General features: G+C 69.4%; 19 protein-coding genes. 13 read left to right on the forward strand and 6 right to left on the reverse strand.

Annotation, left to right across the window (positions count from 1 at the left end; genetic code table 11):
* Positions 1–250: 250 nt before the first annotated feature.
* A complete protein-coding gene (locus AVTE2539_RS05930; protein WP_284399141.1) occupies positions 251–733 on the forward strand; it encodes a LapA family protein in 483 nt (160 codons plus the stop codon).
* Between the two features lie 120 nt (positions 734–853).
* On the opposite strand, the gene AVTE2539_RS05935 is transcribed toward AVTE2539_RS05930, so the two are convergent.
* On the reverse strand, positions 854–1,159 hold the full coding sequence (locus AVTE2539_RS05935; protein ID WP_272564181.1) for a c-type cytochrome: 306 nt from the start codon (positions 1,157–1,159) through the stop codon (positions 854–856).
* A gap of 103 nt (positions 1,160–1,262) precedes the next feature.
* Between AVTE2539_RS05935 and AVTE2539_RS05940 the strand changes: the two genes are divergently transcribed.
* A complete protein-coding gene (locus AVTE2539_RS05940) occupies positions 1,263–1,505 on the forward strand; it encodes a TIGR04438 family Trp-rich protein (protein WP_284399149.1) in 243 nt (80 codons plus the stop codon).
* Between the two features lie 103 nt (positions 1,506–1,608).
* Here AVTE2539_RS05940 and ilvD read toward each other — a convergent pair whose 3' ends face one another.
* Positions 1,609–3,303: a dihydroxy-acid dehydratase gene (gene ilvD, locus AVTE2539_RS05945; RefSeq protein WP_272564179.1), complete on the reverse strand. Its 1,695-nt coding sequence runs from the start codon at positions 3,301–3,303 to the stop codon at positions 1,609–1,611.
* Between the two features lie 141 nt (positions 3,304–3,444).
* On the opposite strand from ilvD, the gene AVTE2539_RS05950 reads away from it, so the two are divergent.
* Positions 3,445–4,428: a LysR family transcriptional regulator gene (locus AVTE2539_RS05950; RefSeq protein ID WP_284408867.1), complete on the forward strand. Its 984-nt coding sequence runs from the start codon at positions 3,445–3,447 to the stop codon at positions 4,426–4,428.
* A 99-nt stretch (positions 4,429–4,527) separates the two neighbouring features.
* Here AVTE2539_RS05950 and bfr read toward each other — a convergent pair whose 3' ends face one another.
* Positions 4,528–5,004: a bacterioferritin gene (gene bfr, locus AVTE2539_RS05955; RefSeq protein WP_272548335.1), complete on the reverse strand. Its 477-nt coding sequence runs from the start codon at positions 5,002–5,004 to the stop codon at positions 4,528–4,530.
* A 254-nt stretch (positions 5,005–5,258) separates the two neighbouring features.
* Between bfr and AVTE2539_RS05960 the strand changes: the two genes are divergently transcribed.
* From AVTE2539_RS05960 to AVTE2539_RS05970, 3 genes are all read left to right on the forward strand, one after another.
* Positions 5,259–5,705, forward strand: a complete 447-nt coding sequence (locus tag AVTE2539_RS05960) for a type II toxin-antitoxin system RatA family toxin (RefSeq protein ID WP_284408869.1) — start codon at positions 5,259–5,261, stop codon at positions 5,703–5,705.
* Between the two features lie 97 nt (positions 5,706–5,802).
* Entirely contained in the window at positions 5,803–6,177 is a 375-nt protein-coding gene (locus AVTE2539_RS05965) for a hypothetical protein (RefSeq protein ID WP_284408871.1), read from the forward strand.
* Between the two features lie 645 nt (positions 6,178–6,822).
* On the forward strand, positions 6,823–8,220 hold the full coding sequence (locus tag AVTE2539_RS05970; protein ID WP_284408872.1) for a Fic family protein: 1,398 nt from the start codon (positions 6,823–6,825) through the stop codon (positions 8,218–8,220).
* A gap of 36 nt (positions 8,221–8,256) precedes the next feature.
* Here AVTE2539_RS05970 and AVTE2539_RS05975 read toward each other — a convergent pair whose 3' ends face one another.
* Complete coding sequence (locus tag AVTE2539_RS05975) at positions 8,257–10,422, reverse strand: TonB-dependent receptor (RefSeq protein WP_284408874.1); 2,166 nt, start codon at positions 10,420–10,422, stop codon at positions 8,257–8,259.
* A 388-nt stretch (positions 10,423–10,810) separates the two neighbouring features.
* On the opposite strand from AVTE2539_RS05975, the gene lgt reads away from it, so the two are divergent.
* Entirely contained in the window at positions 10,811–11,632 is an 822-nt protein-coding gene (gene lgt, locus AVTE2539_RS05980) for a prolipoprotein diacylglyceryl transferase (RefSeq protein ID WP_284399163.1), read from the forward strand.
* A gap of 93 nt (positions 11,633–11,725) precedes the next feature.
* On the opposite strand, the gene AVTE2539_RS05985 is transcribed toward lgt, so the two are convergent.
* Together AVTE2539_RS05985 and AVTE2539_RS05990 are read right to left on the reverse strand one after the other, a co-directional pair.
* Positions 11,726–12,892: an MFS transporter gene (locus tag AVTE2539_RS05985; protein WP_284408876.1), complete on the reverse strand. Its 1,167-nt coding sequence runs from the start codon at positions 12,890–12,892 to the stop codon at positions 11,726–11,728.
* Positions 12,893–13,002: 110 nt separating this feature from the next.
* The gene (locus tag AVTE2539_RS05990; RefSeq protein WP_284408878.1) at positions 13,003–14,034 is read right to left on the reverse strand and encodes a GlxA family transcriptional regulator; all 1,032 of its coding nucleotides are present in this window, start codon (positions 14,032–14,034) and stop codon (positions 13,003–13,005) included.
* A 270-nt stretch (positions 14,035–14,304) separates the two neighbouring features.
* Between AVTE2539_RS05990 and AVTE2539_RS05995 the strand changes: the two genes are divergently transcribed.
* From AVTE2539_RS05995 to AVTE2539_RS06020, 6 genes are all read left to right on the forward strand, one after another.
* Positions 14,305–14,994 (forward strand): GntR family transcriptional regulator, encoded by a 690-nt coding sequence (locus AVTE2539_RS05995; protein ID WP_284408880.1) that lies wholly within the window; start codon positions 14,305–14,307, stop codon positions 14,992–14,994.
* Positions 14,991–16,445: a malonyl-CoA decarboxylase gene (locus AVTE2539_RS06000; protein WP_284408882.1), complete on the forward strand. Its 1,455-nt coding sequence runs from the start codon at positions 14,991–14,993 to the stop codon at positions 16,443–16,445. Before AVTE2539_RS05995 ends, AVTE2539_RS06000 begins: the two co-directional genes overlap by 4 nt.
* A gap of 154 nt (positions 16,446–16,599) precedes the next feature.
* The gene (locus AVTE2539_RS06005) at positions 16,600–17,592 is read left to right on the forward strand and encodes a Bug family tripartite tricarboxylate transporter substrate binding protein (protein WP_284408884.1); all 993 of its coding nucleotides are present in this window, start codon (positions 16,600–16,602) and stop codon (positions 17,590–17,592) included.
* Between the two features lie 102 nt (positions 17,593–17,694).
* Positions 17,695–18,555: an enoyl-CoA hydratase/isomerase family protein gene (locus tag AVTE2539_RS06010; protein ID WP_284409452.1), complete on the forward strand. Its 861-nt coding sequence runs from the start codon at positions 17,695–17,697 to the stop codon at positions 18,553–18,555.
* Positions 18,556–18,581: 26 nt separating this feature from the next.
* A complete protein-coding gene (locus AVTE2539_RS06015) occupies positions 18,582–20,147 on the forward strand; it encodes a malonate--CoA ligase (RefSeq protein ID WP_284408886.1) in 1,566 nt (521 codons plus the stop codon).
* A 125-nt stretch (positions 20,148–20,272) separates the two neighbouring features.
* Positions 20,273–21,856: a sensor domain-containing diguanylate cyclase gene (locus tag AVTE2539_RS06020; RefSeq protein WP_284408888.1), complete on the forward strand. Its 1,584-nt coding sequence runs from the start codon at positions 20,273–20,275 to the stop codon at positions 21,854–21,856.
* Positions 21,857–21,877: the final 21 nt, after the last annotated feature.

A 21,877-nucleotide genomic window follows, 5' to 3' on the forward strand; every position in this document is an offset into this window, starting at 1 on the left:
GACGGCACTCATATCGCCGCGGGCGATGTGAGTGACGGCAATATCCCCCCACAGTCAGTAAGGCGCCTCTGTTTTTTGCTTTCAAAACCACCGCACGCCCTCGTCCGGTGGTTTTTTCACGCCCGCCCCGCACTGTAGGACAGTGCCGGTTTCAATTTCCAGCACGCGATAACCGCCCCCGCACAGGTTAAAAACGTCCCCCAACCGCGCCTGCCAGGCTGCGGATTTCGACACCTTCCGGGAGATTGACATGAATTTCAGAACCATCGCGCTGCTGCTCATCGTGGCCGCCATGGCCGTGCTGGCCGCGCTCAACTGGACCACGCTGGCCACCCCATCCGTCATCTCGCTGGGGTTGACCTCCTTCGAGGCCCCGCTGGGCCTGCTCATGCTGGGGCTGACCGTGTTGCTGGGCATTTTCTTCATCGCCTACGTGCTGTCGCTGCAAGGATCGGTGCTGCTGGAGACGCGCCGCCACGCCAAGGAAATGACGGCCCAGCGCGACCTGGCCGACAAGGCCGAAGCCTCCCGCTTCACCGAACTGCGCGCGTTTCTCGAAAACCAGAACCTGCAGTCCCATTCCGCCCTGATCGCGCGCATCGATGCGCTGGAACTGCACCTGGCCCAGCGCGCCCAGGAATCGGACAACACCACAGCGGCCTACGTGGGCCAACTCGAACACCAGCTGCGCGGCACGCCCCCGCGCGTCGATTCCCGCATCGACCCGATCTGATGTGGTGATGCGTCGGCGGCACAGCTTGCCTGCCGACCCTCCAAAACGAACGCCGCGCTGCACGGAACCCGTGCAGCGCGGCGTTTGCGTTGGCGTTGATCGGCAGCGCGATGGATGGATTTACTTCAGCGACAGCACCCAGGCGGCCAGCTTCTTGGCGTCGGCATCGTTCACCTGGGCATTCGCCGGCATGGGCACCGGGCCCCACACGCCCGATCCGCCCTTCATGATCTTGGCGGCCAGCTTGTCCACCGCATCCTTTTGGCCGGCGTATTTGGCGGCCACATCCTTATACGACGGGCCCACCAGCTTCTTGTCCACCGCATGGCAGGCCATGCAGTTTTTCGAGGTGGCGAGGGCCTGGTCGGCCAGGGCCGGCACGGCCACCGACAGGGCCATCGCGAGGGTGATCAGGGTGCGCTTCATCGGGGGTTTCCTGTGGGTTGTGGGTTAGTATCCGGCTCAATGAAATTGTAGTGGCGGGGGTTGACCCCCGGCACGTAAAGTCCGTACCGCACAGGAGATCACCATGTACGCGCTGGGTCTGGGAGTGCTTCTTGTGCTGCTCAAATACCTTGAGATCGGGCCCGTGGCCCTGTGGTCGTGGTGGTGGGTTCTGTCCCCCTTCGCCGTGGCCTTCGTCTGGTGGGCCTGGGCCGACGCCACCGGCTACACCAAGCGCCGCGCCATGGAACGGATGGACCAGCGCAAGCAGGACCGCATCAACAAGAACAAGGAAGCCCTGGGCATCCAGCCGCGCAACCGCCGCTGAACGCACCGCCCTGATCGGCACCGACCCCTCCAACCAAAAGCCCGCGCGCCTGACCGGCCGCGGGCTTTGTCTTTTGCAATGGCCGGCGCGCGGCCGGTCTGGATCAGTAGGCGTCCAGCACCGCGCCCTTGCTGGCGCTGGCGGCATTGAAGGCGAACTTGGCCTGCACGCCGCGCGTGTAGCGCGGAGCGGGGGGCGTCCAGCCTTCGCGGCGGCGGGCCAGTTCGGCCTCGGGCACGTTCAGTTCGAGCCGCAGCGTGTGCGCGTCGATGGTGATGGAGTCGCCTTCGTTCACGAACGCGATGGTGCCGCCCGCCGCCGCTTCCGGTGCCACGTGGCCCACGACCATGCCCCAGGTGCCGCCGGAGAAACGCCCGTCGGTGATGAGGCCCACGCTTTCGCCCAGGCCCGCGCCGATCAGCGCGCCCGTGGGTGCCAGCATCTCGGGCATGCCGGGGCCGCCCTTGGGGCCCAGGTAGCGCAGCACCATCACGTCGCCCGCCACGATCTTGCCGTCCAGGATGGCCTTCAGGGCCGACTGCTCGTCGTCGAACACGCGCGCCGGGCCGGTGATGACGGGGTTCTTCAGCCCCGTGATCTTGGCGACCGCGCCTTCGGGGCTCAGGTTGCCCTTGAGGATGGCCAGGTGGCCCTGCTCGTACATGGGCCGGTCGATGGGGCGGATCACGTCCTGGTCGGCGCGGGGCGCATCCGGCACGTCCTTCAGCACCTCGGCGATGGTCTTGCCTTCGATGGTGAGGCAGTCGCCGTGCAGCAGGCCGGCGTTCAGCAGCACTTTCATGACCTGCGGAATGCCGCCGGCCTGGTGCAGGTCCACGGCCAGGTACTTGCCGCTGGGCTTGAGGTCGCACAGCACGGGCGTCTTCTGGCGCACGCGCTCGAAGTCGTCGATGGACCATTCCACGCCGGCCGCGTGCGCGATGGCCAGAAAGTGCAGCACCGCGTTGGTCGAGCCGCCGGTGGCCATGATGACGGCCACGGCGTTCTCGATGGACTTCTTGGTCACGATGTCGCTCGGGCGGATGTCCTTCTTGATCGCCTCGATCAGCACCTTGGCCGATTCCTTGGCCGAGTTCTGCTTCTCGTCGTGCGGGTTGGCCATGGTGCTGGAGTAGGGCAGGCTGATGCCCAGCGCCTCGAACGCGCTGGACATGGTGTTGGCCGTGTACATGCCGCCGCACGAGCCGGTGCCGGGAATGGCGCGCTTTTCGATCTCCTTGAGGTCGAAGTCGCTCAGGTTGCCGGCGGCGTTCTGGCCCACGGCCTCGAACACGCTCACGATGTTCAGGTCCTGGCCCTTGTACTTGCCCGGCAGGATGGTGCCGCCGTACACATAGATGGCCGGCACGTTGGCGCGCAGCATGCCCATCAGGCCGCCGGGCATGTTCTTGTCGCAGCCGCCCACGACGACCACGCCGTCCATCCACTGGCCCTGCACGCAGGTCTCGATGCAGTCGCTGATGACCTCGCGGCTCACCAGGCTGTACTTCATGCCTTCGGTGCCCATGGCCATGCCGTCGCTGATGGTCGGGGTGCCGAACACCTGGGCGTTGCCGCCCGCCTCTTCGATGCCCTGGATGGCCGCATCGGCCAGCTTCTGCAGGCCCGAGTTGCACGGCGTGATCGTGCTGTGCCCGTTGGCCACGCCCACCATGGGCTTCTTGAAGTCGCCTTCTTCGTAGCCCATCGCGTAGTACATCGAGCGGTTGGGCGCGCGCGATTTGCCTTCGGTGATGTTGGCGCTGCGGCGGTTGATCTGCAGGGGTTTGTTTTCCATGGGGCGTCCTTCGTGGGAGGAAATTTCGTGTCGCCGAGCCAGCCTCGGGTGGGCCTGCGGCTTTTGGGGCAGCGCGGAGTATGCGCTGTTTGATTGATTGGTTCCAATCCGTTTTCAAGAGGTCATTGATATGCTTGGCATATGAATGACGCATTGATCGAGCTGCGCGTGTGGCGCCAGTTCCTGGCCGTGGCGGAAGAGCTGCACTTCGGCCGCGCCGCGCAGCGCCTGCACATGACCCAACCCCCGCTCACCCAGGCGATCGCCCAGCTGGAGCGCGCGCTGGGCCTGCTGCTGTTCGACCGCACGCGCCGCCGCGTCGCGCTCACGCCGGCCGGCGAGGCGCTGCTGCCCGACGTGCGCGAGGTGCTGGCGCGTGCCCAGGCCCTGCCGGCGCGTGCCCGGGCCGCGGCGCAGGGCGAGGTCGGGCGCATCCGGCTGGCCTTCGTGTCCACCGTGGGCTTCGAGCAGTTGCCCGCGTGGGTGCGCGCCTTTCGCAGCGCCTGCCCGCAGGTGTCGCTGGAACTGGTCGAGGCCACGGGCGACGTGCAGCTGCAGTTGCTGGAGCGCGGGGAGATCGACGCCGGCCTGCTGCTGCATTCGCCGCAATTCGCCCCGCCGGGCCTGGCCGGCCTGCGCGTGGCACGCGAGCCGCTGGTGCTGGCGCTGCCGGCGGCGCACCCGCTGGCGGTGCAGGCGAAAGCCCCGCCACTGGCTGCCGTGCTGGCCGAGCCGCTGGTGATCTTTCCACGCCGCATCCTGCCCTCGGTGTACGACGCGATCTTCGCGCTCTACCACGCGGCCGGGCATTCGCCGCAGGTGGCGCAGGAAGCCATCCAGATGCAGACCATCGTCAACCTGGTGGCGGCCGGCCTGGGGCTGGCCTTCGTGCCGCAGAGCGTGATGCAGTTCCAGCGCACCGGCGTGGTCTACCGCCGCGTGGCCACGCCGCTGCGCCGGCCGGGGCCTTTGCTGCCCGAGTGCGAAACCCGGCTGGTGTGGAACGCCCCCGCGGCCGGGCCGGCCCTGCTGCGCTTCGTGGCCTTCGTGCAGGCGCTCCAGGGCACGGCGCCGGGCGAAGGAGCGGATCGGTCGATCGGGGATGGTTTGCTATCAAATGAATAGCTGCCGAGGCAATGAAAAACCCGGCATGGGGCATGAACGGCTTGAAAAAAGAAAAGCGCGCACGCCGCCCTGGCGTGCGCGCCTTGGCCGGGCGCAGGATCAGTCCGCGGAGGCCGATTGCGTCTGCAGGTAGTTCTGCAGGCCGACCTTGTCGATCAGGCCGATCTGCTTTTCCAGCCAGTAGGCGTGGTCTTCCTCGGTGTCGCGCAACTGGGCGAGCAGCAGGTCGCGGCTCACGTAGTCCCGCACGCTCTCGCACAGGGCCATGCCTTGCTGCAGTGCGGCGCGCACTTCGTATTCGGTGGCCAGGTCCTTGCGCAGCATCTCGGGCACGGTGGTGCCAGGGGTGAATTCCTTCGGGCGCATGTCGGGCATGCCACCCAGGAAGAGAATGCGCCGCAGCAGCGCGTCGGCGTGCTGGGTCTCTTCCTGCATCTCATGGTCGATCCGCGTGTAGAGCTTCACGAAGCCCTGGTCTTCGTAGAGGCGCGAATGGATGAAGTATTGGTCGCGCGCGGCCAGCTCGCCGCGCAGCAGGTCCTTGAAATAATCGATGACCTGTGGGTTTCCCTGCATGTGTTTTCCTTGGAATCAGGGCAGGAGTATCGCGCGGCGGCCCGGCCCGCGGGTGAATGCCCCCCGGCCGGCGCTCTGCATGCGTACCGGGATCAGAAGCGTTCGCGTTGGGGAACTGTCTGCAGGCGCCCGTGGCGCCGGGCATGGACCACAATACGGGGCATCGCCAACGTGGCTGAGCTGTTGCCGCACCCAAAAGCCATTTCGCCATGGATGCGCTCGGTGACCAGCACCAACACCATATCCCCCTCCCCATGAGAGTCAGTGTCGCCATCGAGATCCACAGGCCGATAGCGCGCCTTTTCTGGGAATCACAGGACTATTCGCGTCGGCTCGAATGGGACAGCTATCTCGCGCAGGCGCGTTTACTCGACGGGCGGACAGAGGCAGCGGTCGGCGTGCGATCGTTTTGCAAGAGCAAAGCAGGCTCCGGCATGGAATCCCGATACATCTCTTTTGAGCCGCCGACCCATGCGGCTGTCCAGATGACGCAAGGGCCTTGGATCCTTTCCAAGTTCGGTGGAACCTGGCGCTTCAAAAGCCTGGCTGAGCGTCATACGGAAGTTCGGTTCATCTACCATTTTCAATGTAGGCCCGCCGCACTCGCCTGGCTTGTGGAGCCCCTCGTCGCTTGGTTTTACCGACGCGACATGCACCGCCGCCTAGTGGCTTTCAAGGAATGGACGGAAAGGCCCACCTGACCGGTCGGCACTGGATTCCCTGGCCAATGCAGGCGCTCACGGCCCCAGTACGCCGCTTATCACCCCTTTTGCGGATCTCATGCCAAGCCTTATGAACATGCAGCGCTTCGTACTGCGCGTCCGTTGCTATCTTTTGGCGGCCTGCTGGCTCACGGCCGGCATGGCCGCCCACGCCGGCGCGACCGGCGCATACGCGCTGGACTGGCCCCATGCGGGCGAAGCGCTCACCTACCGCTCCTGCGGCTGCGCCGACGCGTGCTGGGTGGCCGAGGTCCGGCACCGGCGCACGAAAGCCTTGAAGGCCCGGCTGCGGTGCGACTGCGAGACGCTTCACTACCAGCAGGCCTCTGCCGGGCCGCGCGAATCGGTGGTGGGCGCTTGCGAACCCATCAACCGCAGCGAGCGCAAACCCGAGGCCCTGCGCGAGCGGCTGGAGCTTTTGCTGCATCCCAAGCCCGCAAGGCAGGAGTAGGCCGGACCCCTTCCATCGCTGAACGCTGCGGGCGGTGCGGCCACAGGCGCGCGCACCCGCCGGATTGGCGGTGCCTCGATGGGGCTGCCGGTTCGGTATTTGCGCGAATGCTGCGCACCAAGGGCGGGGGATTTGCCGCCGCGTCTTAACGTGCGTGGTTTGCGCATCGCAGGTCGCACGATGAAGCCCTCGTCCATTGAATCGTCGTCACGGCGCCGCGCCTCCGTCGAACCGCGGGAAGGAGGGAGGGACGGGGCGGGCGGTGCCGGCGCCACCCGCTCGCCGGCATTGCGTCGGCCCACTCTCGGCCGCCCACCTGACATGCCTGCGCGGGCCGGTGCCCGTGATTCGCGCCTTGCCCCCTCTGCGCCTCGGCAGGCTTTTGCCTTGGAGCCCCGTGGGCCGGCGATGGACCGGCTGAGAATGTCGGAAACGGCCGCGAGGGTCCTGGCCGAGCCCGGCGCGGACCGCATGATGTCGCCGTCACTCAGGATGTCGTCGGCGTTCAGGGTGGACATCGGGCCACCGATCCCCGAAAGCAAAACCCTGCAAAGGGCCATGCTCGAGGATTTTTTGAGGGATTGGGCGGGCCCGCAGACGGTGAAAGACCGCATTCTCAAGGCGCATCGAAAGGATGACTTTGTCTTGAATCTCGACAAGGCCGATCTGAACAGCCTGCCGCAGGGACTCTTTCTGCTGCCCCACCTGGGCAACATCAGCGTGAATCGCAATCCCTTGCTTCGGGAGTTGCCATCCGATCTCGCCCACGCGCCAGGATTGTTGCGGATCCAGGCCAATGACTGCGATCTGCAGTGCTTGCCGGAGAACCTGGGCCAGGCCGCGAAGCTGGTGGTGCTGGAGGTCGGCAACAACCGAGGATTGACGGCCTTGCCCGAGTCGATGTCGGCGTTGACGGAGCTGCAGGTGCTGCAGGCGCAGGACTGCGATCTGGTTCGCTTGCCCAGGGGCGGGCTGGGGCCTGCCATCAAGGACATCGACCTTGGCAACAATCCTCGTTTGACCGGGTTGCCCGATGCCATCGACCAAAGCCCCCGCATCGAGCGCCTGGTGCTGAACCAATGCGCCCTGTCACGCCTTCCGTCCGCCGTGGGGCATCTGCCGAGGCTGAATGCCCTGGACGTGAGCGGCAATCCGGGCCTGCAGCACCTTCCCGGGGGCATCGACTTCAAGTACGTGCACATCGCCACCCGCGGCACCCAGATCCGGCTGATGGACAGGGTGCTGAGCCAGCCGCTCGATCCGCAGGTCCGTGCAGCGCAGGAAGGCCGGGTACAGCAAGTTCGGGCGCGCTGGAGCGCCGTCCGGGAAAGGCTGGAGGCGGGCGGGGCTGGCGCAGCGCAGCAGGCCCAGGCGGCCCGCCTGGAGATCGACCGGGCCCGGATGGGGTTGTCCAGCACCGCGGAGTCCACGCCGTTGGCGGGCGACAACTGGAGGGCAGCCGATCGCCAGGTCCGGGAATGGATCGCGCAGAACGAGCCGCTGGACACGGATCACCTCAAGCGACTCAATGCCCTGCTGGGGCAGGGCACCTGGCCCTTCGACGACCCCGAGGCCTTCGAAAAATTCGGAGCCCGGTTCGGCGCGTTCCGCCGGCAGTCGACTGGCTTTCCCCAAGGCCGTGCGAGCGCCGCGGTCGTCGATGAGCGAGAGGTCGGCGCGGAAATGGCGCACTTCGACGATTGGTTCGAAGCGGCCGGCAGGCGCGTCGAGCGCGGCGAGTCCAGTCCAGTGGAATGGGCCGCTGCCACGGTTCAGCGCCTGATCAGCATCCACCCGTTTCCGGATGCCAATGGCCGCACGGCACGGCTGGCGGGCGACTGGGTCTTGATGGGCCAGGGCCTTCCCCCGGCCAGCAGCCCGAAGCAGTTGATCGCCGTGTTCTCCAGCGGGCGCAATCCCGTGGGCCCTGAAGATGCGCTGGTCTTGACCGTCGAAGGCATGGCCAGAACCGTCGAGGTGTATGAAAGGCACCTGGGCCTGGAGCCCCGGGCCGAGCGGCCTGCCAGCGGCGCGGCGCACTGACCGGTGCGTTGGCCATCGGCCGGTTGCCCTGCCGCGTCAGAAGTCGATGGCGGCGGACAGCATCAGCGTGCGTGGCGCGCCCACGGTCACGTAGTTGCTGACCACCCAGTAGTTCTTGTCGAACGCGTTTTCCAGGCTGGCGCGCAGCACCACGGGCTTGCCGGAGACCTTGGTGGCGTAGCGGGCGCCGATGTCCAGGCGCGTCCAGTTGCCCACGCGCAGGCGGTTGGCGGCGTCGGCATAGACCGGCGAGGTGTGGATGACGCGGCCGTTCAGGCTCAGGCCCTGCACCCAGGGGGTGTCCCAGTCCAGGCCCAGGTTGAAGGTGCGGTCCGGCACGCCGGCGGCGTTGTTGCCCTGGTTCAGGCCGCCTGCGGTGCGCGTGAGCTTGGCGTCGTTGAAGGCGGCGCTGGCCATCAGGCGCAGGCCGCGCTGGACTTCGCCGTAGGCCGTCAGCTCCAGGCCGCGGTTGCGCTGCTCGCCGCCGAAGCTGTACACGTTGGTGACCGGGTCGGTGACCGCGCCGGGCTTCTTGATCTGGTAGATGGCAGCCTGCGTGGTGAGCTGGCCCCAGTCCACCTTCACGCCCACTTCGTGCTGCTTGGATTTTTGCGGGGCGAAGGTCTCGCCGGCGTTGGCGGTGGTGACCCCGGCGGTGGCACCGCGGGTGAGGCCCGCGGTGTAGTTGGCATAGACCGAGATGTTCCTCGCGGGCTTGAACACCACGCCCGCCAGCGGCGTCACGGCGCTCTTGTCGTAGCGGCTGGTGGAGACGCCGGTGGTGGGCGTGAAGTTTTCCTGCTCCATGGTCTGGTGGCGCACGCCCAGGGTCACCAGCAGGCGGTCGTCGAGGAAGGCCATGGTGTCGGCCAGCGCCAGGCTCGACTGGTCGGTGACCGAGCTCTTGCCGGGCGCGCCGCGCGCCACGGTCATGGCGGGCAGGGGCGAGGGGTTGTACAGGTTGGAGGCGTTGGTCGTGGCCGAGGTGGCGTAGAAGTAGCCCGTTTCCTGGTTCAGGTAGTTCGCGCCCAGGGCCAGCGTGTGGCCGACGCTGCCGGTCTTGAAGCGCGTGCGCAGGCCGACGTCGGCGGCCTTGGACTTCGTGTACTGGTCGTAGTAGGCGTTCGACACCCGGAAGTTGCCCAGCGCGTCGGGCCGGCCGCTCGGAAAGGTCTGCTCGTAGTCCATGTCCATGTAGCCCAGGCTGCCGTAGACGGTGGTGCGGTCGTTCAGGTCGTGCTCCAGGCGCGACATGACCGTCTTCACGTTGTCCTGCAGCTTCGTGCCGGGGTAGAAGTTGAGCCGCGCGTCGGGCACGGCCGGCACCGAGGTGGCCGTGCCGGCGAAGTTGATCTGGGGCCGGAATTCCTTGGTTTCGCCGCGCGTGGCGAAGGCGTCCAGCGACCAGCGCGTGCGGGCGCCGGCGTAGTCCAGGCCGACCGAGCCCAGGCCCAGGTTCTGCTTGCCGCCGTCGATGTTGCCCTCGCCGCCGCGCACCAGGCCGTTCACGCGCACGCCCCACTGGTTGTCTTCGCCGAAGCGGCGGCCCACGTCCAGGTGGGTGCCGAACTGCGCCTTGCCCATGTAGGTGGTGGTCAGCCGCGTGAGCGGCACGTCCGCCGCGCGCTTGGTCACCACGTTGATGCTGCCGCCGACGCTGCCGCTCGGGCCCACGCCATTGGTCAGCGCGCCGGGGCCCTTGAGCACTTCGACGCGCTCGATGGTCTCCAGCGGGATGCTGGTGGACGGCGCCAGGCCGAACAGCCCGTTCATGCTGATGTCGCTGTTGGACAGGGTGAAGCCCCGCACCTGGAAGTCGTCGCCGAAGCCGCCGCGCGAGGTGAGCGTGCGCACCGAGGCGTCGTTCATCACCACGTCCGCCACGGTCCGTGCCTGCTGGTTGTCGATCAACTCCGAGGTGTAGTTGGTGGTGCTGAACGGCACGTTCATCAGGTCGGTGTTGCCCAGGATGCCCAGGTTGCCGCCGCGCGCGAACTGCCCGCCCGAATAGGTCTTTTGCAGGCCGCCGATGGCCTCGGCCTGATCGGACACGACCACTTCGTCGAGCGCCGTCCGGGCGGCGGTCTGCGCACCGGCGCCGGCGGCGGCGATGAGAAGGCCGGCGCCGACGCAATGGCGGACGAGGCGGGCGAGCGGGGTGGGGGCGAAGCGGGGTTCTGCGCGGCTGGCGTGTCGGTGCATGGTGTTCAGGAGGGTGCTTTGCGGCCGGCGGGCCGGGGTCCGTGGCCAGGCGTGAAGGGCCGGGAGAGGACCGCCGGGCGGCGGAAAGCGGTTTGAATAATGAGAAGCGTTATCAATTATGAAGTCGCCACCACGGGTCGAGCGGGGTCGATGGCCGGGTGTGCGGGACTGATGCTATTAATTAGATAGCATCGAAGGCAATCGAAACGCCGGCATGGGCCCGATTCGGCCCATATCCCGCCCGGCGGAATGCGATGACGAAGTCCTCCGGACGGAACGCGGCAGCGCCTGGCCGGCTGGCGCGCCGCGCCGCGCCGTCGCCGCAGCGGCCGCCGCTACAGGGCGCCGGCCGGAACCGTCATGCCGGGCGGGCACAATACCGCCCACCATGCTGATGTACCCCCAAATCGACCCCATCGCCCTGCAAGTGGGCCCGCTGGCCATCCACTGGTACGGCCTGACCTATCTGGCGGCCTTCGCGCTGTTCATGTTCCTCGGGGTGCGGCGCCTGCGCCACCAGCCCTTCGCCTCCATCACCGGGCCGGGCGCCTGGACGCGGCGCGACGTGGAGGACATTCTCTTTCTCGGCGTGGTGGGCGTGGTGGCGGGGGGGCGCCTGGGCTACTGCCTGTTCTACAAGCCGGGCTACTACCTGTCCAACCCGCTGGAGATCTTCTACATCTGGCAGGGCGGCATGAGCTTTCACGGCGGGTTGCTGGGCGTGATCGCCTCCATGGTGTGGTTCGCGCATTCGCGCAAGCGGCCCTGGCTGCAGGTGGCCGACTTCGTGGCGCCGTGCGTGCCGACGGGGCTCGCGGCCGGGCGCGTGGGCAACTTCATCAACGGCGAGCTGTGGGGGCGCTTCAGCAGCCCGGACCTGCCCTGGGGCATGGTGTTCCCGCAAAGCGGCTCGCTGCTGCCGCGCCACCCGTCTCAGGTGTACCAGTTCCTGCTGGAGGGCGTGCTGCTGTTCGTGCTGCTGTGGCTCTATGCCCGCCGCGAGCGCCGCCAGGGCGAGGTGGCCGCGGCCTTCCTGGTGGGCTACGGCAGCTTCCGCTTCATTGCCGAATACTTCCGCGAGCCGGATGCGTTCCTGGGCATCCTCTCGCTGGGCATGAGCATGGGCCAATGGTTGTGCGTGCCGATGATCGTCGCCGGCATCGCCATGTGGGTGTGGGCGCGGCGCCAGCCGGTGCTGCAAAGGGCTTGAGGCCCCAGGGGCCTCCAGCACAATAAATACTAGGGCATGTTGCTATTGAAAATATAGCAAACGCCCTGGGGGCGAATCGGCACCCGGGGTGCCTCAGACCGCCGCGCGCCGCGGCGACATCGACCACAGCAGGCCCAGCGCCACGGCCAGCAGGACCAGCATGGCCGCATTGATGGCGGTCCATCCGATGCCCGACAGCAGCGCGCCCGAGCCGAACGACATGGCCACGGCCATGCCGCCGTTGCACAGCTCCATCAGCGCCTGGGCCGGGCCGCGTTCGTGCTCCGCATGGTTTTCGGACAGCAGCGTGGTGCCGGCGATCAGCATCAGGTTCCAGCCCACGCCCAGCAGCAGCGAGCTGGCCAGGAACTGCGCGAACCCCAGGCCCGACAGCGCCACCGTCGCGCTGCCCACCAGCGCCAGGGCGCCCGCGCCGGCCACGCGCCGGCTGCCCCAGCGGTCCACCAGCGGGCCGGCGAAGAACGCCGGCAGGAACATGCCCACCACGTGCCACTGGATCACCCGGGCCGCCTGGGCCGTGGAGAAGCCGCACCCATCCATGGCCAGCGGGGTGGCGTTCATGGCCAGGATCATCAGGCCGTGGCCGATGGCCGTCATGCCCACGGCGGCGCGCAGGGCGGGGCGCCGCAGCAGCGCGAGCAGCACCGCGCGCCCGGCGGCGGCCGGCTGCGGCGCCACGCCCTCGCGCAGCCGCGCCATGGTGGCGACGCCCAGCGCCGCCAGTGCCGCGATGGCCAGGTAGGAGCCCACGAACGGCGTGGCCAGGGCATCGCGCGAGCCCACCGCCACGGCCGGCGCGAGCAGCGCGGCGCACAGGCCCCCGCCCACCACGCAGGCGGCGGCCCGGCCCTTGTGGCGCGGGTCCACGGCCTCCAGCGCGGCGTAGCGGTAGTAGCCCGCCGAGGCCTGGTAGACACCGATGCAGGCCGTGCCCACGCACAGCAGCGCGAAGCTGCCCGCCGCCACCGCCAGGGCGCACACCAGGCCCCCGGCCACGCCGAAGGCGGCGCCCAGCACCAGGCCCGGCCGCCGGCCGCGCCGCTGCATGAACAGCGACAGCGGCGACACGGCCAGCAGGTTGCCCAGCACCAGCAGCGCCAGCGGCAGGGTGGCGAGCGCGCCCCAGGGCGACAGCCGCAGCCCGACGAGGGACGTGAGGGTGATGCCGATGATGGAGCACGACCAGTAGAGCGCCTGGCCGGCGAACAGCAGACGGATGGCGGGGTTGCGAAGCAGCATGGCAGGACCTGTGAGGGAGATGAAAAACGGAAAAGGGAAGGGCGGCCGAGCCGTGGCGCGGTGCGATGGGCCGGCCGCAGCGACCCGGGGCTTTCTCTGCTGCCGCCGCGTCAGCCCGGCCGGGCCGCGCCGGCCGTCCCGGCGCCGAAGCGCTCGGCATAGGCCTGCGGGCTCACGGCCCGGTGCTTGTGGAAGGCGCGCCGCAGCGTCTCGGGGTGCTGGAACCCGCACAGCCGCGCCACGGTGGAAACCGAGGCCTGCGCCTGGGCCAGCAGGGCCGATGCCGCCTCCACCCGCACCCGCTTCACGTAGCGCGCGGGCGTGGTGCCCAGTTCGCGCTGGAACACGCGGGTCAGGGTGCGCGGCGGCATGCAGGCGCGGTCGGCCAGGGCGTCCAGCGACAGGTCGCCGCCCAGGTGGCCGGGAATCCATTCCAGCAGCGGCGTGAGGCGGGGCGCGTGCGCCGCATCGGGCGCCAGCAGGGGGCTGAACTGCGCCTGCCCGCCCGGGCGGCGCAGGTACATCACCAGGCGACGCGCCACGGCCAGCGCCATGGCGCGGCCCAGGTCGTGCTCCACCAGCGCCAGGGCCAGGTCGATGCCCGCTGTCACCCCGGCCGAGGTGAAGACGTGGCCGTCGCCGTCGATGCCGCCCGGGTCGTAGGTGTGCAGCCGGTCGCCCGCCACCCGCACCTGCGGATGGCCGTGGCGCAGGCCGTCCACGCTGTCCCAGTGGGTGGTGGCGGGCCGCCCGTCCAGCAGGCCGGCGCGGGCCAGCAGCAGCGCGCCCGAGCACACCGATCCCACGCGCCGGGCGGTGAGCTCGGCCTGCCGCAGCCAGTCGTGCAGGACGGCGTCGTCCAGCTGGGCGTCCACGCCCATGCCGCCCGGCACGAGCAGGGTGTCCAGTCCAGGGAGCGCCACATCGCGCCGCGCCGCGTCGGCCACCACGGCGAAGCCGGCGGAGCACGCCACCGGGCCGGCGGCCTCGGCCACCAGTTGCAGGGCGTAGGCCGGCGCGCGGCCCTGTCGCTCCATCTCGACATTGGCGGAGGCGAAGACCTGCAGCGGGCCGACCACGTCCAGGCTCATGAAGCCGGGGTACAGCAGGCAGGCGATGCGGCGGGGGCGGGGTGGCGTCATGCGCTGCAGTGTCGCGCGGCGCGGCGGTGGCCGCAATGACAACCATCGCACAGATCCGGCCACTTTTCTGCGGAGTTGATCGGCCGCGCAGGCGCCACCGCATGGGGGTTTTCGCGGCCCAGGGAATCCCTGATGGGAAAGTGGCGGGGTGATCGCCATAATTATGTGAAATTACGCACATTGCCGCGCGATGCCGGCAGGTTGCGTTTCGTTGCCACCGCTTGCGAGGTCGATCGAGCCACTCACCGCCACCACCGCCGCTCTTTTTTCATGTCCTCCCTTCCCGCCACCGCGCGCGCGCTCCCCCTGTCCTTGCATTCCGAGGCGGCCGAGCGCATCCGCGAGCTGATCTTTGCCGGGCAACTGCCCCCGGGCGGGTTCGTGGACGAGATCGGGCTGTGCGACCGGCTGGCCATCTCGCGCACGCCGCTGCGCGAGGCGCTCAAGGTGCTGGTGGCCGAGGGCCTGCTGCGCCACGAGCCGCGCCGGGGCTGCTTCGTGGCCGAGGTGACCGAGCGCGACCTGGACGAGATCTTCCCCGTGATCGCCCTGCTGGAAGGCCGTGCGGCGCACGAGGCCACCCTGCGCGCCAGCGAGGCCGACCTGGCCGCGCTGGAGGTGCTGCACGAGCGCCTGCGCGAGCACGCCGCGGCCGGCCGCATCGGCGAGTACTACGCGGCCAACCACGCCATCCACGAGGCGCTCATCACGCTGGCCGACAACCGCTGGCTGGCCCAGGTGATCGGCGACCTGCGCAAGATCCTGCGGCTGGCCCGGCTGCAGCAGCTGCGCGCCCCGGGGCGGCTGCAGCAGAGCCTGGCCGAGCACCTGGAGCTGTTCGATGCCATCAAGCTGCGCGCTCCCGAGGTGGCCGAGGAGGCCATGCGCACCCACCTCGTGCGCCAGCGCGCCGCGCTGCGCGACATCGCCCGGAACCCCCCATCGAGGATCACGCCATGAATGCCACTGCGGAATGGATCACGCGCAGCGTCTCCCGCCTGCGCCCCGCTGACAAGACCACCGGATCGGCCGACGGCGCGGGCAGCGGCCCGGCCAAGGCGCCGGTGCCGCGCTCCACGCACGAACGCCTGCAGGCCACGCTGCGCCGCGGCCAGGAGGCGCTGTCGCCGCGCGCGCTGCGGCGCCTGCTGGCCGACCTGCAGGAGGTGGGCGCGCCGCAGGTGAGCGAGGTCGAGGGCGGGCGCCGCGCCGAGGCCGTCGCCGCCTGGTACCACGCGGCCGAGCCCGAGGAGCGCCGCGACATGTGGCTGCTGCTGTGCGAGCAGTTCGCGCCCGATGCCACGCGCTTCAAGTCGGCGCGCCAGCGCTACGAGGCGGCGGCCGGCACGGCCGAGGAGGCCCATGCCGAGATCCACCTGCGCCGCGCGCTGGTGTCGCCGCGCACGCGGCTGCTGCAGCGCTTTGCGGTGTTTCCGAACGGCATGCGCTTTCTGCTGGACCTGCGGGCCGAGCTGCTGCCGCAGCTCAAGGGCGACAAACGGCTGCTCGCGCTCGATGCCGAGCTGGAACAGCTGTTTTCCACCTGGTTCGACGTGGCGTTCCTGGAGCTGAAGCGCCTGTCGTGGGATTCGCCCGCCTCGCTGATCGAAAAGCTCATCAAGTACGAGGCGGTGCACGACATCCGCAGCTGGGCGGACCTGAAGAACCGGCTGGACAGCGACCGGCGCTGCTACGGCTTCTTCCACCCCCGCCTGCCCAACGAGCCGCTGATCTTCGTGGAGGTGGCGCTGGTGGCCGACCTGTCCAGCAGCATCACGCCGCTGCTGGACGAGGGCGCGGCGCCGTCCGACCTGTCGAAGGCGACCACGGCGATCTTCTACTCGATCAGCAACACGCAGACGGGGCTGCGCGGCGTGAGCTTCGGCGATTCGCTCATCAAGCACGTGGTGGAGACGCTGAACGCGGAGTTTCCGCGCCTGCGCACCTTCGCCACGCTGTCGCCGATCCCGGGGTTCCGCTCGTGGCTGTCCAAGCACTGCGCCGCCGCGCTCGATGCGCTCGATGACAAGCGCCGTGCCGAACTGGGCAAGGCCGTGGGGTTCGAGCCGCCCCAGGCCGCCCACGTGCTGGCCGCGGCCGACAAGGCGCTGGAGCTGCCCCCGAAGTCGCCCGTGCGCCAGCTGCTGCTGCAGTGCGCCGCGCGCTACCTGGGGCGCGAGCTGCACGAGGGCAAGCCGGTGGACCCGGTGGCGCGCTTTCACCTGGGCAATGGCGCGCGCGTGGAGCGCCTGAACTGGGCGGGAGACCCGTCGTCCAAGGGCCTCAAGCAATCGTTCGGCCTGATGGTCAACTATCTCTACGATTTGAAGCGGATCGACAAACACCGCGGCCTGCTGGCGCAGGGCCGCGTGCCGATGTCGGGAGACATCGAGAGCCTGTGCCGGGACTGAGGCGGTGTGAGCGGGGCAGAAAGAAAAAAGGCCGGTGCGCGCCATGAAAGAAAGCGCCCGAGCCTTTCGCCCCGCGGGTCAGATGGCACCGGCGCCATGAGCGCGCCTTCCTTGCATGCATGACAAAGACCCACAACGACAGGAGACAGACACCATGAACCATTCCCCTTTGCAGCGCCGCGGCGTGCTGCGTGGCGCGGCCGCGGCCGGCCTGGCGCTGGCCACCGGCCGGGTGTTGGCGGCCGACCCCTGGCCGGCCAAGCCGGTGAACCTCGTCGTGCCGTTCCCGGCCGGCGGCGGCACGGACGCCTTCGCGCGGCCGTTCGCGGCGCAGTTCGCCAAGTCCACCGGCAAGATGCTGATCATCGACAACCGCGGCGGCGCGGGCGGCACCGTCGGGGCCAGCTTCGCGGCCAAGGCGCAGCCCGACGGCTACACGCTGTTCATGGGCGGCACGCACCACGTGATCGCGCCCTCGATGTACCCCAAGCTCGACTACGACATCGAGAAGGACTTCATCCCGCTGGCGCTGCTGGCCAACGTGCCGCAGGTGCTGGTGGTCAACCCGCGCACGGTGCAGGCCACCACCATGCCGCAGTTCCTGGACTTTCTGCGGCGCAACCCGGCCAAGCTCAACTACGCCTCGGCCGGCGCGGGCACCTCGCACCACCTGGCGGGCGAGCTGTTCAAGCTGCAGACCAAAACCTTCATCACGCACATTCCCTACCGCGGGGCGGGCCCGGCGCTGCAGGACCTGATCGGCGGCAACGTGGACATGATGTTCGACGGGCTGGGCTCGTCCGCCGCGCACATCAAGGGCGGGCGGATCAAGGCGCTGATGGTGGCCGGCGCCCGGCGCAACCCGGCCTTCCCCGACGTGCCCTGCGCGGCCGAGGTGGGCCTGCCCGACTACACCGTGACCACCTGGTACGGCCTGTGGGCTCCCAAGGGCACGCCGGCCGACCTGCAGGCGCGCATCGTCGAGGAAACGCAGCGCCTGGGCACGGCCGAGGACCTGAAGGCCGTGTGGGCCAAGAACGGCGCCGACTACGGCGGCCTGTCCCAGACGCAGTTCGCCGCCATGGTCCACTCGGAGGTTCGCCGCTGGGCGAAGGTGGTCAAGGATTCGGGCGCCAAGCTCGATTGACCGGAGCCCCCGGGCGGGGCGGCGATGCGGCCGATGCGGCCAGGGCAAACGGCGAACATGGCGGACATGGCGGACATGGCGGACATGGTGGAGAAGGCGGACATGGCGGGTGACATCGGGGTGGAGCGGGTCGGCGGGGCGGATGGCGCCCCCGGGGTGGTGCGCGTGGTGCTGCGCCACCCGGGGCGGCTCAACGCCATGTCCCGCGCCATGTGGCGGCAGCTGCGCGCCGTGTTCGAGCAGCTGCAGGCCGATGCCGGCGCGCGCTGCGTGCTCATCGAAGGCGAGGGCGATGCCTTCTGCGCGGGCGGCGACATCTCCGAGTACCCGGCGTTCCGCTTCGACCGCGAGGCGCTGCGCGACTTCCACGAAACCGACGTGTGGGGCGGCCTGGCGGCCATGCTGGCGTGCGACGTGCCCATCGTGGCCGCGATCCGCGGCGCCTGCATGGGCGCGGGCGTGGAGATCGCGAGCTGCTGCGACGTGCGCATCGCCGGCGCGGGGGCCCGCTTCGGCGCGCCGATCGCGCGGCTGGGCTTTCCGATGGCCCCGCGCGAGGCGCAGCTGGTGGCCGGCGCGGTGGGCGAGCTGATCGCCCGGCAGATGCTGCTGGAGGCCGCCACCTTCGGCGCCGAGGCCATGGCGGCGCGGGGCTTACTGAACCGCGTGGTGGCCGACGAGGCACTGGCCGCCGAAGCCCTGGCCAGCGCCCGGCGCATCGCCGCGCTCGCCCCCGCTGCGGCGCGCATGAACAAGCAGACGCTTCGTGCCTTGAAAGGGCCTGCGGCGCATATTCCACTAGGGCATGGTGCTATTGATAATGTAGCAATCGGCCCGGCGGCCACCGCACCGGGGCAGGGGCCGGGCCCTTTCGCCGACCCCGATCCCTATGCCTACGCGGACAGCCCCGAGCACCGCGAAGGCATCATGGCGTTCCTGGCCAAACGTCCTCCCGTCTTCTGACACCCGACCGTTTTCCTCTTTTTTGTATGAGCCAACACAACCTGTACACCGCCCTGCGCGCGGCCTTTCCGGACGACCTGGATGCCGTCGCCGTCGAAGCCACGGCGGCCGACGGCACGCCCCTGCACTACACCTGGAGCGACCTGGATCGCGCCAGCGCGCGCATCGCCAACCTGCTGGCGTCGCTGGACCTGCCGGATGGCAGCCGCATCGCGGTGCAGGCCGAGAAGTCGGTCGAGGCCCTGCTGCTGTACCTGGCCACGCTGCGCGCCGGGCATGCCTTCCTGCCGCTGAACACGGCCTACCAGAGCGGCGAGATCGAATACTTCGTCGGCAACGCGGAGCCCGCAGTGGTGGTGTGTTCGCCCGCCAACTTCGGCTGGGTGTCCAAGATCGCCTTCACGGCCGGCACGCAGCACGTGTTCACGCTGGGCGACGACCGCACCGGCACCCTGCTGGAGCGTGCCGCGCACCACGGCGACACGCACCTGCCCGTGCCGCGGGCGGCCGACGACCTGGCCGCCATCCTGTACACCAGTGGCACCACCGGCCGCAGCAAGGGGGCGATGCTCACGCACGGCAACCTGCTGTCCAACGCGCAGGTGCTCAAGGAATACTGGGGTTTTCGGCCGGACGACGTGCTCATCCATGCGCTGCCCATCTTCCATGTGCACGGCCTGTTCGTGGCGATCCATGCGGCGCTGCTCAACGGCAGCAAGATGATCTGGCTGGCGCGGTTCGACCCGCGCGCGGTGGTCGCCGCCATGCCGCGCGCCACCGTCTTCATGGGCGTGCCCACGCTGTACGTGCGCTTGCTGGCCGAGCCGGGCCTCACCCGCGAGGCGGTGCGGAACATGCGCCTGTTCATCGCGGGCTCGGCGCCGCTGCTGATCGAGACCTTCCGCGAATGGCAGCAGCGCACCGGCCACACCATCCTGGAGCGCTACGGCATGAGCGAGACCATCATGCTCACCTCCAACCCCTACACGGCCGACCCGCGCCACGGCGGCCAGGACGAGCGCCGTGGCGGCACCGTGGGCTTTGCGCTGCCGGGCGTGGGCCTGCGCGTGGTGGACGATGCGGGCGCGCCGCTGCCCGTGGGCGAGATCGGCAATATCCAGGTGCGCGGGCCCAACGTGTTCAAGGGCTACTGGCGCATGCCCGAGAAGACGCAGGAAGAGTTCAGCACCGATGCCGACGGGCACCGCTGGTTCAAGACCGGCGACGTGGGCCGCGTGGACGAGCGTGGCTACGTGAGCATCGTGGGCCGCAGCAAGGACCTCATCATCAGCGGGGGCTACAACGTCTATCCGGCCGAGATCGAGGGCTACATCAACGAGATGCCCGGCGTGGCCGAGAGCGCGCTCATCGGCGTGCCGCACCCGGACTTCGGCGAGGTCGGCGTGGCCGTCATCACGCCCAAGCCCGGCGCGCAGCTCGATGGCGACGCCATCGTGGGGCGGCTCAAATCGCAGCTGGCCAACTTCAAGATCCCCAAGCGCTGCTTCATCGCCCCCGAGCTGCCCCGCAACGCCATGGGCAAGGTGCAAAAGAACCTGCTGCGCGAGCAGCACAAGGGGCTGTTCGCCTGACCCGGCGCGGCCCCGGCGGGCACGGGCCGCGGAACGCGGGGGAAACGCCGCTTCACCGATGGGGTGGCAGGTGCTAACCTGACCCTTGCCCTTGCCCTTGCCCTTGCCCTCTGGAGTCCTGCTGCATGCCTGCCGCCTTGCCCCGGTCCCCAGCGACCCCGGCCCCCCCGAACCTGCCGGACAAGGACCGGTCGGTCGCGTCGGCGGTCCTGTTCGTCGTGCTGGTCGCGCTGCTGCTGGTGGCCTCCAACGTGTGGCTGGCCTGGCGGGCGCGCGATGCCGAGTGGCAGCAGGCCGCCGATGCGGCGCGCAACCTGACGCATGCCGTCGCCCAGCAGACCGATGCCATGTTCGCCGAGGTCGGCCGCGTGGTCGGCAGCGTGGTGTACGAGCTGGAGCGCTCGGAGATGGCCCCCGACGCCCTGGAGCGCCTGCAGCCCCTGCTGGTCACCCACGTGGCGCAGTCGGAGCACCTGCACGGCATGTTCGTCTTCGGGCCCGATGGCCGCTGGCTGGTCAATTCGCAGCCGGTGCAGAACCCCCAGGCCAACAATGCGGACCGCGCCTATTTCATCCACCACCGCGACAGCCCGAGCACGCGCGTCGCCATCGGCAAGCCCATCGTCAGCCGGTCTTCGGGCGTGTGGATCATTCCGGTGTCGCGGCGCATCGACGACGCCGAAGGGCACTTCGCAGGGGTGGCGCTCGCCACCATCCGGGTGGACTACGTGCTCGGCCTGCTCAATGGTCTGCAGATCGGGGACAAGGGCGCCATCGCGCTCCTGCTGGGCGACGGCACCGTCCTGGCCCGGCGGCCCTTCTTCGCCGAGGACCTGGGCCGCAGCCTGAGCGGCACGCCGCTGTTCCAGATGCTGACGCAAAGCCGCGCCGGCGTCGCCACCGCACCATCGCCCATCGACGGGGTCCGCCGGCTGGTGGGCTTCGAGCACACCCGCAACAATGGCCTGCTGGTCACCGTGGCCCTCGCGGAAGACGAGGTGCTGGCCCAGTGGCGCCGCTCGGCCTCGGTGCAGGCCCTGGGCATCCTGCTGCTGGTGGTCGTGATCGGGCTGGCGGGGGGCGGCGTGATCCAGGCGATCCGGCACCGCCGCGACGTCGAGCGCGACCTGACGGCGGCGCGCGATGCGCTGGTGCTGGCCAACGACAAGCTGGAGCACCTGGCCGAGCACGACGGCCTGACGGGGCTATACAACCGCCGCGCCTACGACCAGCACATCGCCAACGCCATGGCCCGGTGCCGGCGCAGCCGCATGCCGGTGTCGATCGTCCTGTTCGACGTGGATTTCTTCAAGAAGTACAACGACTTCTTCGGCCATCTCAGCGGCGACGAATGCCTGCGCCAGGTCGCCAAGGCGCTGGATGCGTCGGTGCGCCGGCCGGAGGACATGGTGGCGCGCTACGGTGGCGAGGAGTTCGTGATCGTGCTGCCCGAGACCGACGCGTCCGGCGCGGCCCTCGTGGCCTCGGCGGCCCGCGCGGCGGTACGCGCGCTGCAGATCGCACACCCGCAAAGCCCCTTCGAGTGCGTGACGGTCAGCGGCGGCCTGGCCTGCTGCGACTGGACGGACGGCGCGCCGGACAACGCCCAGGACCTGCTGGCCAGCGCCGACGCCGCGCTGTATGCCGCCAAGCAGGCCGGGCGCAACACGGTGCTGTCCCTCGCCGGGCCCGGCGCCCGGGCGGCCTGACCGGCGCGGTGCGGGTCACTG

It is taken from the genome of Acidovorax sp. SUPP2539, from assembly GCF_030158975.1.
Lineage (GTDB): Bacteria > Pseudomonadota > Gammaproteobacteria > Burkholderiales > Burkholderiaceae_C > Paracidovorax.

Bases quoted from the DNA above. Each gene is read 5' to 3' on its own strand.
- AVTE2539_RS05930 (WP_284399141.1), top strand. From the start codon at position 251: ATGAATTTCAGAACCATCGCGCTGCTGCTCATCGTGGCCGCCATGGCC.
- AVTE2539_RS05935 (WP_272564181.1), bottom strand. From the start codon at position 1,159: ATGAAGCGCACCCTGATCACCCTCGCGATGGCCCTGTCGGTGGCCGTG.
- AVTE2539_RS05940 (WP_284399149.1), top strand. From the start codon at position 1,263: ATGTACGCGCTGGGTCTGGGAGTGCTTCTTGTGCTGCTCAAATACCTT.
- ilvD (WP_272564179.1), bottom strand. From the start codon at position 3,303: ATGGAAAACAAACCCCTGCAGATCAACCGCCGCAGCGCCAACATCACC.
- AVTE2539_RS05950 (WP_284408867.1), top strand. From the start codon at position 3,445: ATGAATGACGCATTGATCGAGCTGCGCGTGTGGCGCCAGTTCCTGGCC.
- bfr (WP_272548335.1), bottom strand. From the start codon at position 5,004: ATGCAGGGAAACCCACAGGTCATCGATTATTTCAAGGACCTGCTGCGC.
- AVTE2539_RS05960 (WP_284408869.1), top strand. From the start codon at position 5,259: ATGAGAGTCAGTGTCGCCATCGAGATCCACAGGCCGATAGCGCGCCTT.
- AVTE2539_RS05965 (WP_284408871.1), top strand. From the start codon at position 5,803: ATGCAGCGCTTCGTACTGCGCGTCCGTTGCTATCTTTTGGCGGCCTGC.
- AVTE2539_RS05975 (WP_284408874.1), bottom strand. From the start codon at position 10,422: ATGCACCGACACGCCAGCCGCGCAGAACCCCGCTTCGCCCCCACCCCG.
- lgt (WP_284399163.1), top strand. From the start codon at position 10,811: ATGCTGATGTACCCCCAAATCGACCCCATCGCCCTGCAAGTGGGCCCG.
- AVTE2539_RS05985 (WP_284408876.1), bottom strand. From the start codon at position 12,892: ATGCTGCTTCGCAACCCCGCCATCCGTCTGCTGTTCGCCGGCCAGGCG.
- AVTE2539_RS05990 (WP_284408878.1), bottom strand. From the start codon at position 14,034: ATGACGCCACCCCGCCCCCGCCGCATCGCCTGCCTGCTGTACCCCGGC.
- AVTE2539_RS05995 (WP_284408880.1), top strand. From the start codon at position 14,305: ATGTCCTCCCTTCCCGCCACCGCGCGCGCGCTCCCCCTGTCCTTGCAT.
- AVTE2539_RS06000 (WP_284408882.1), top strand. From the start codon at position 14,991: ATGAATGCCACTGCGGAATGGATCACGCGCAGCGTCTCCCGCCTGCGC.
- AVTE2539_RS06005 (WP_284408884.1), top strand. From the start codon at position 16,600: ATGAACCATTCCCCTTTGCAGCGCCGCGGCGTGCTGCGTGGCGCGGCC.
- AVTE2539_RS06010 (WP_284409452.1), top strand. From the start codon at position 17,695: ATGGCGGGTGACATCGGGGTGGAGCGGGTCGGCGGGGCGGATGGCGCC.
- AVTE2539_RS06015 (WP_284408886.1), top strand. From the start codon at position 18,582: ATGAGCCAACACAACCTGTACACCGCCCTGCGCGCGGCCTTTCCGGAC.
- AVTE2539_RS06020 (WP_284408888.1), top strand. From the start codon at position 20,273: ATGCCTGCCGCCTTGCCCCGGTCCCCAGCGACCCCGGCCCCCCCGAAC.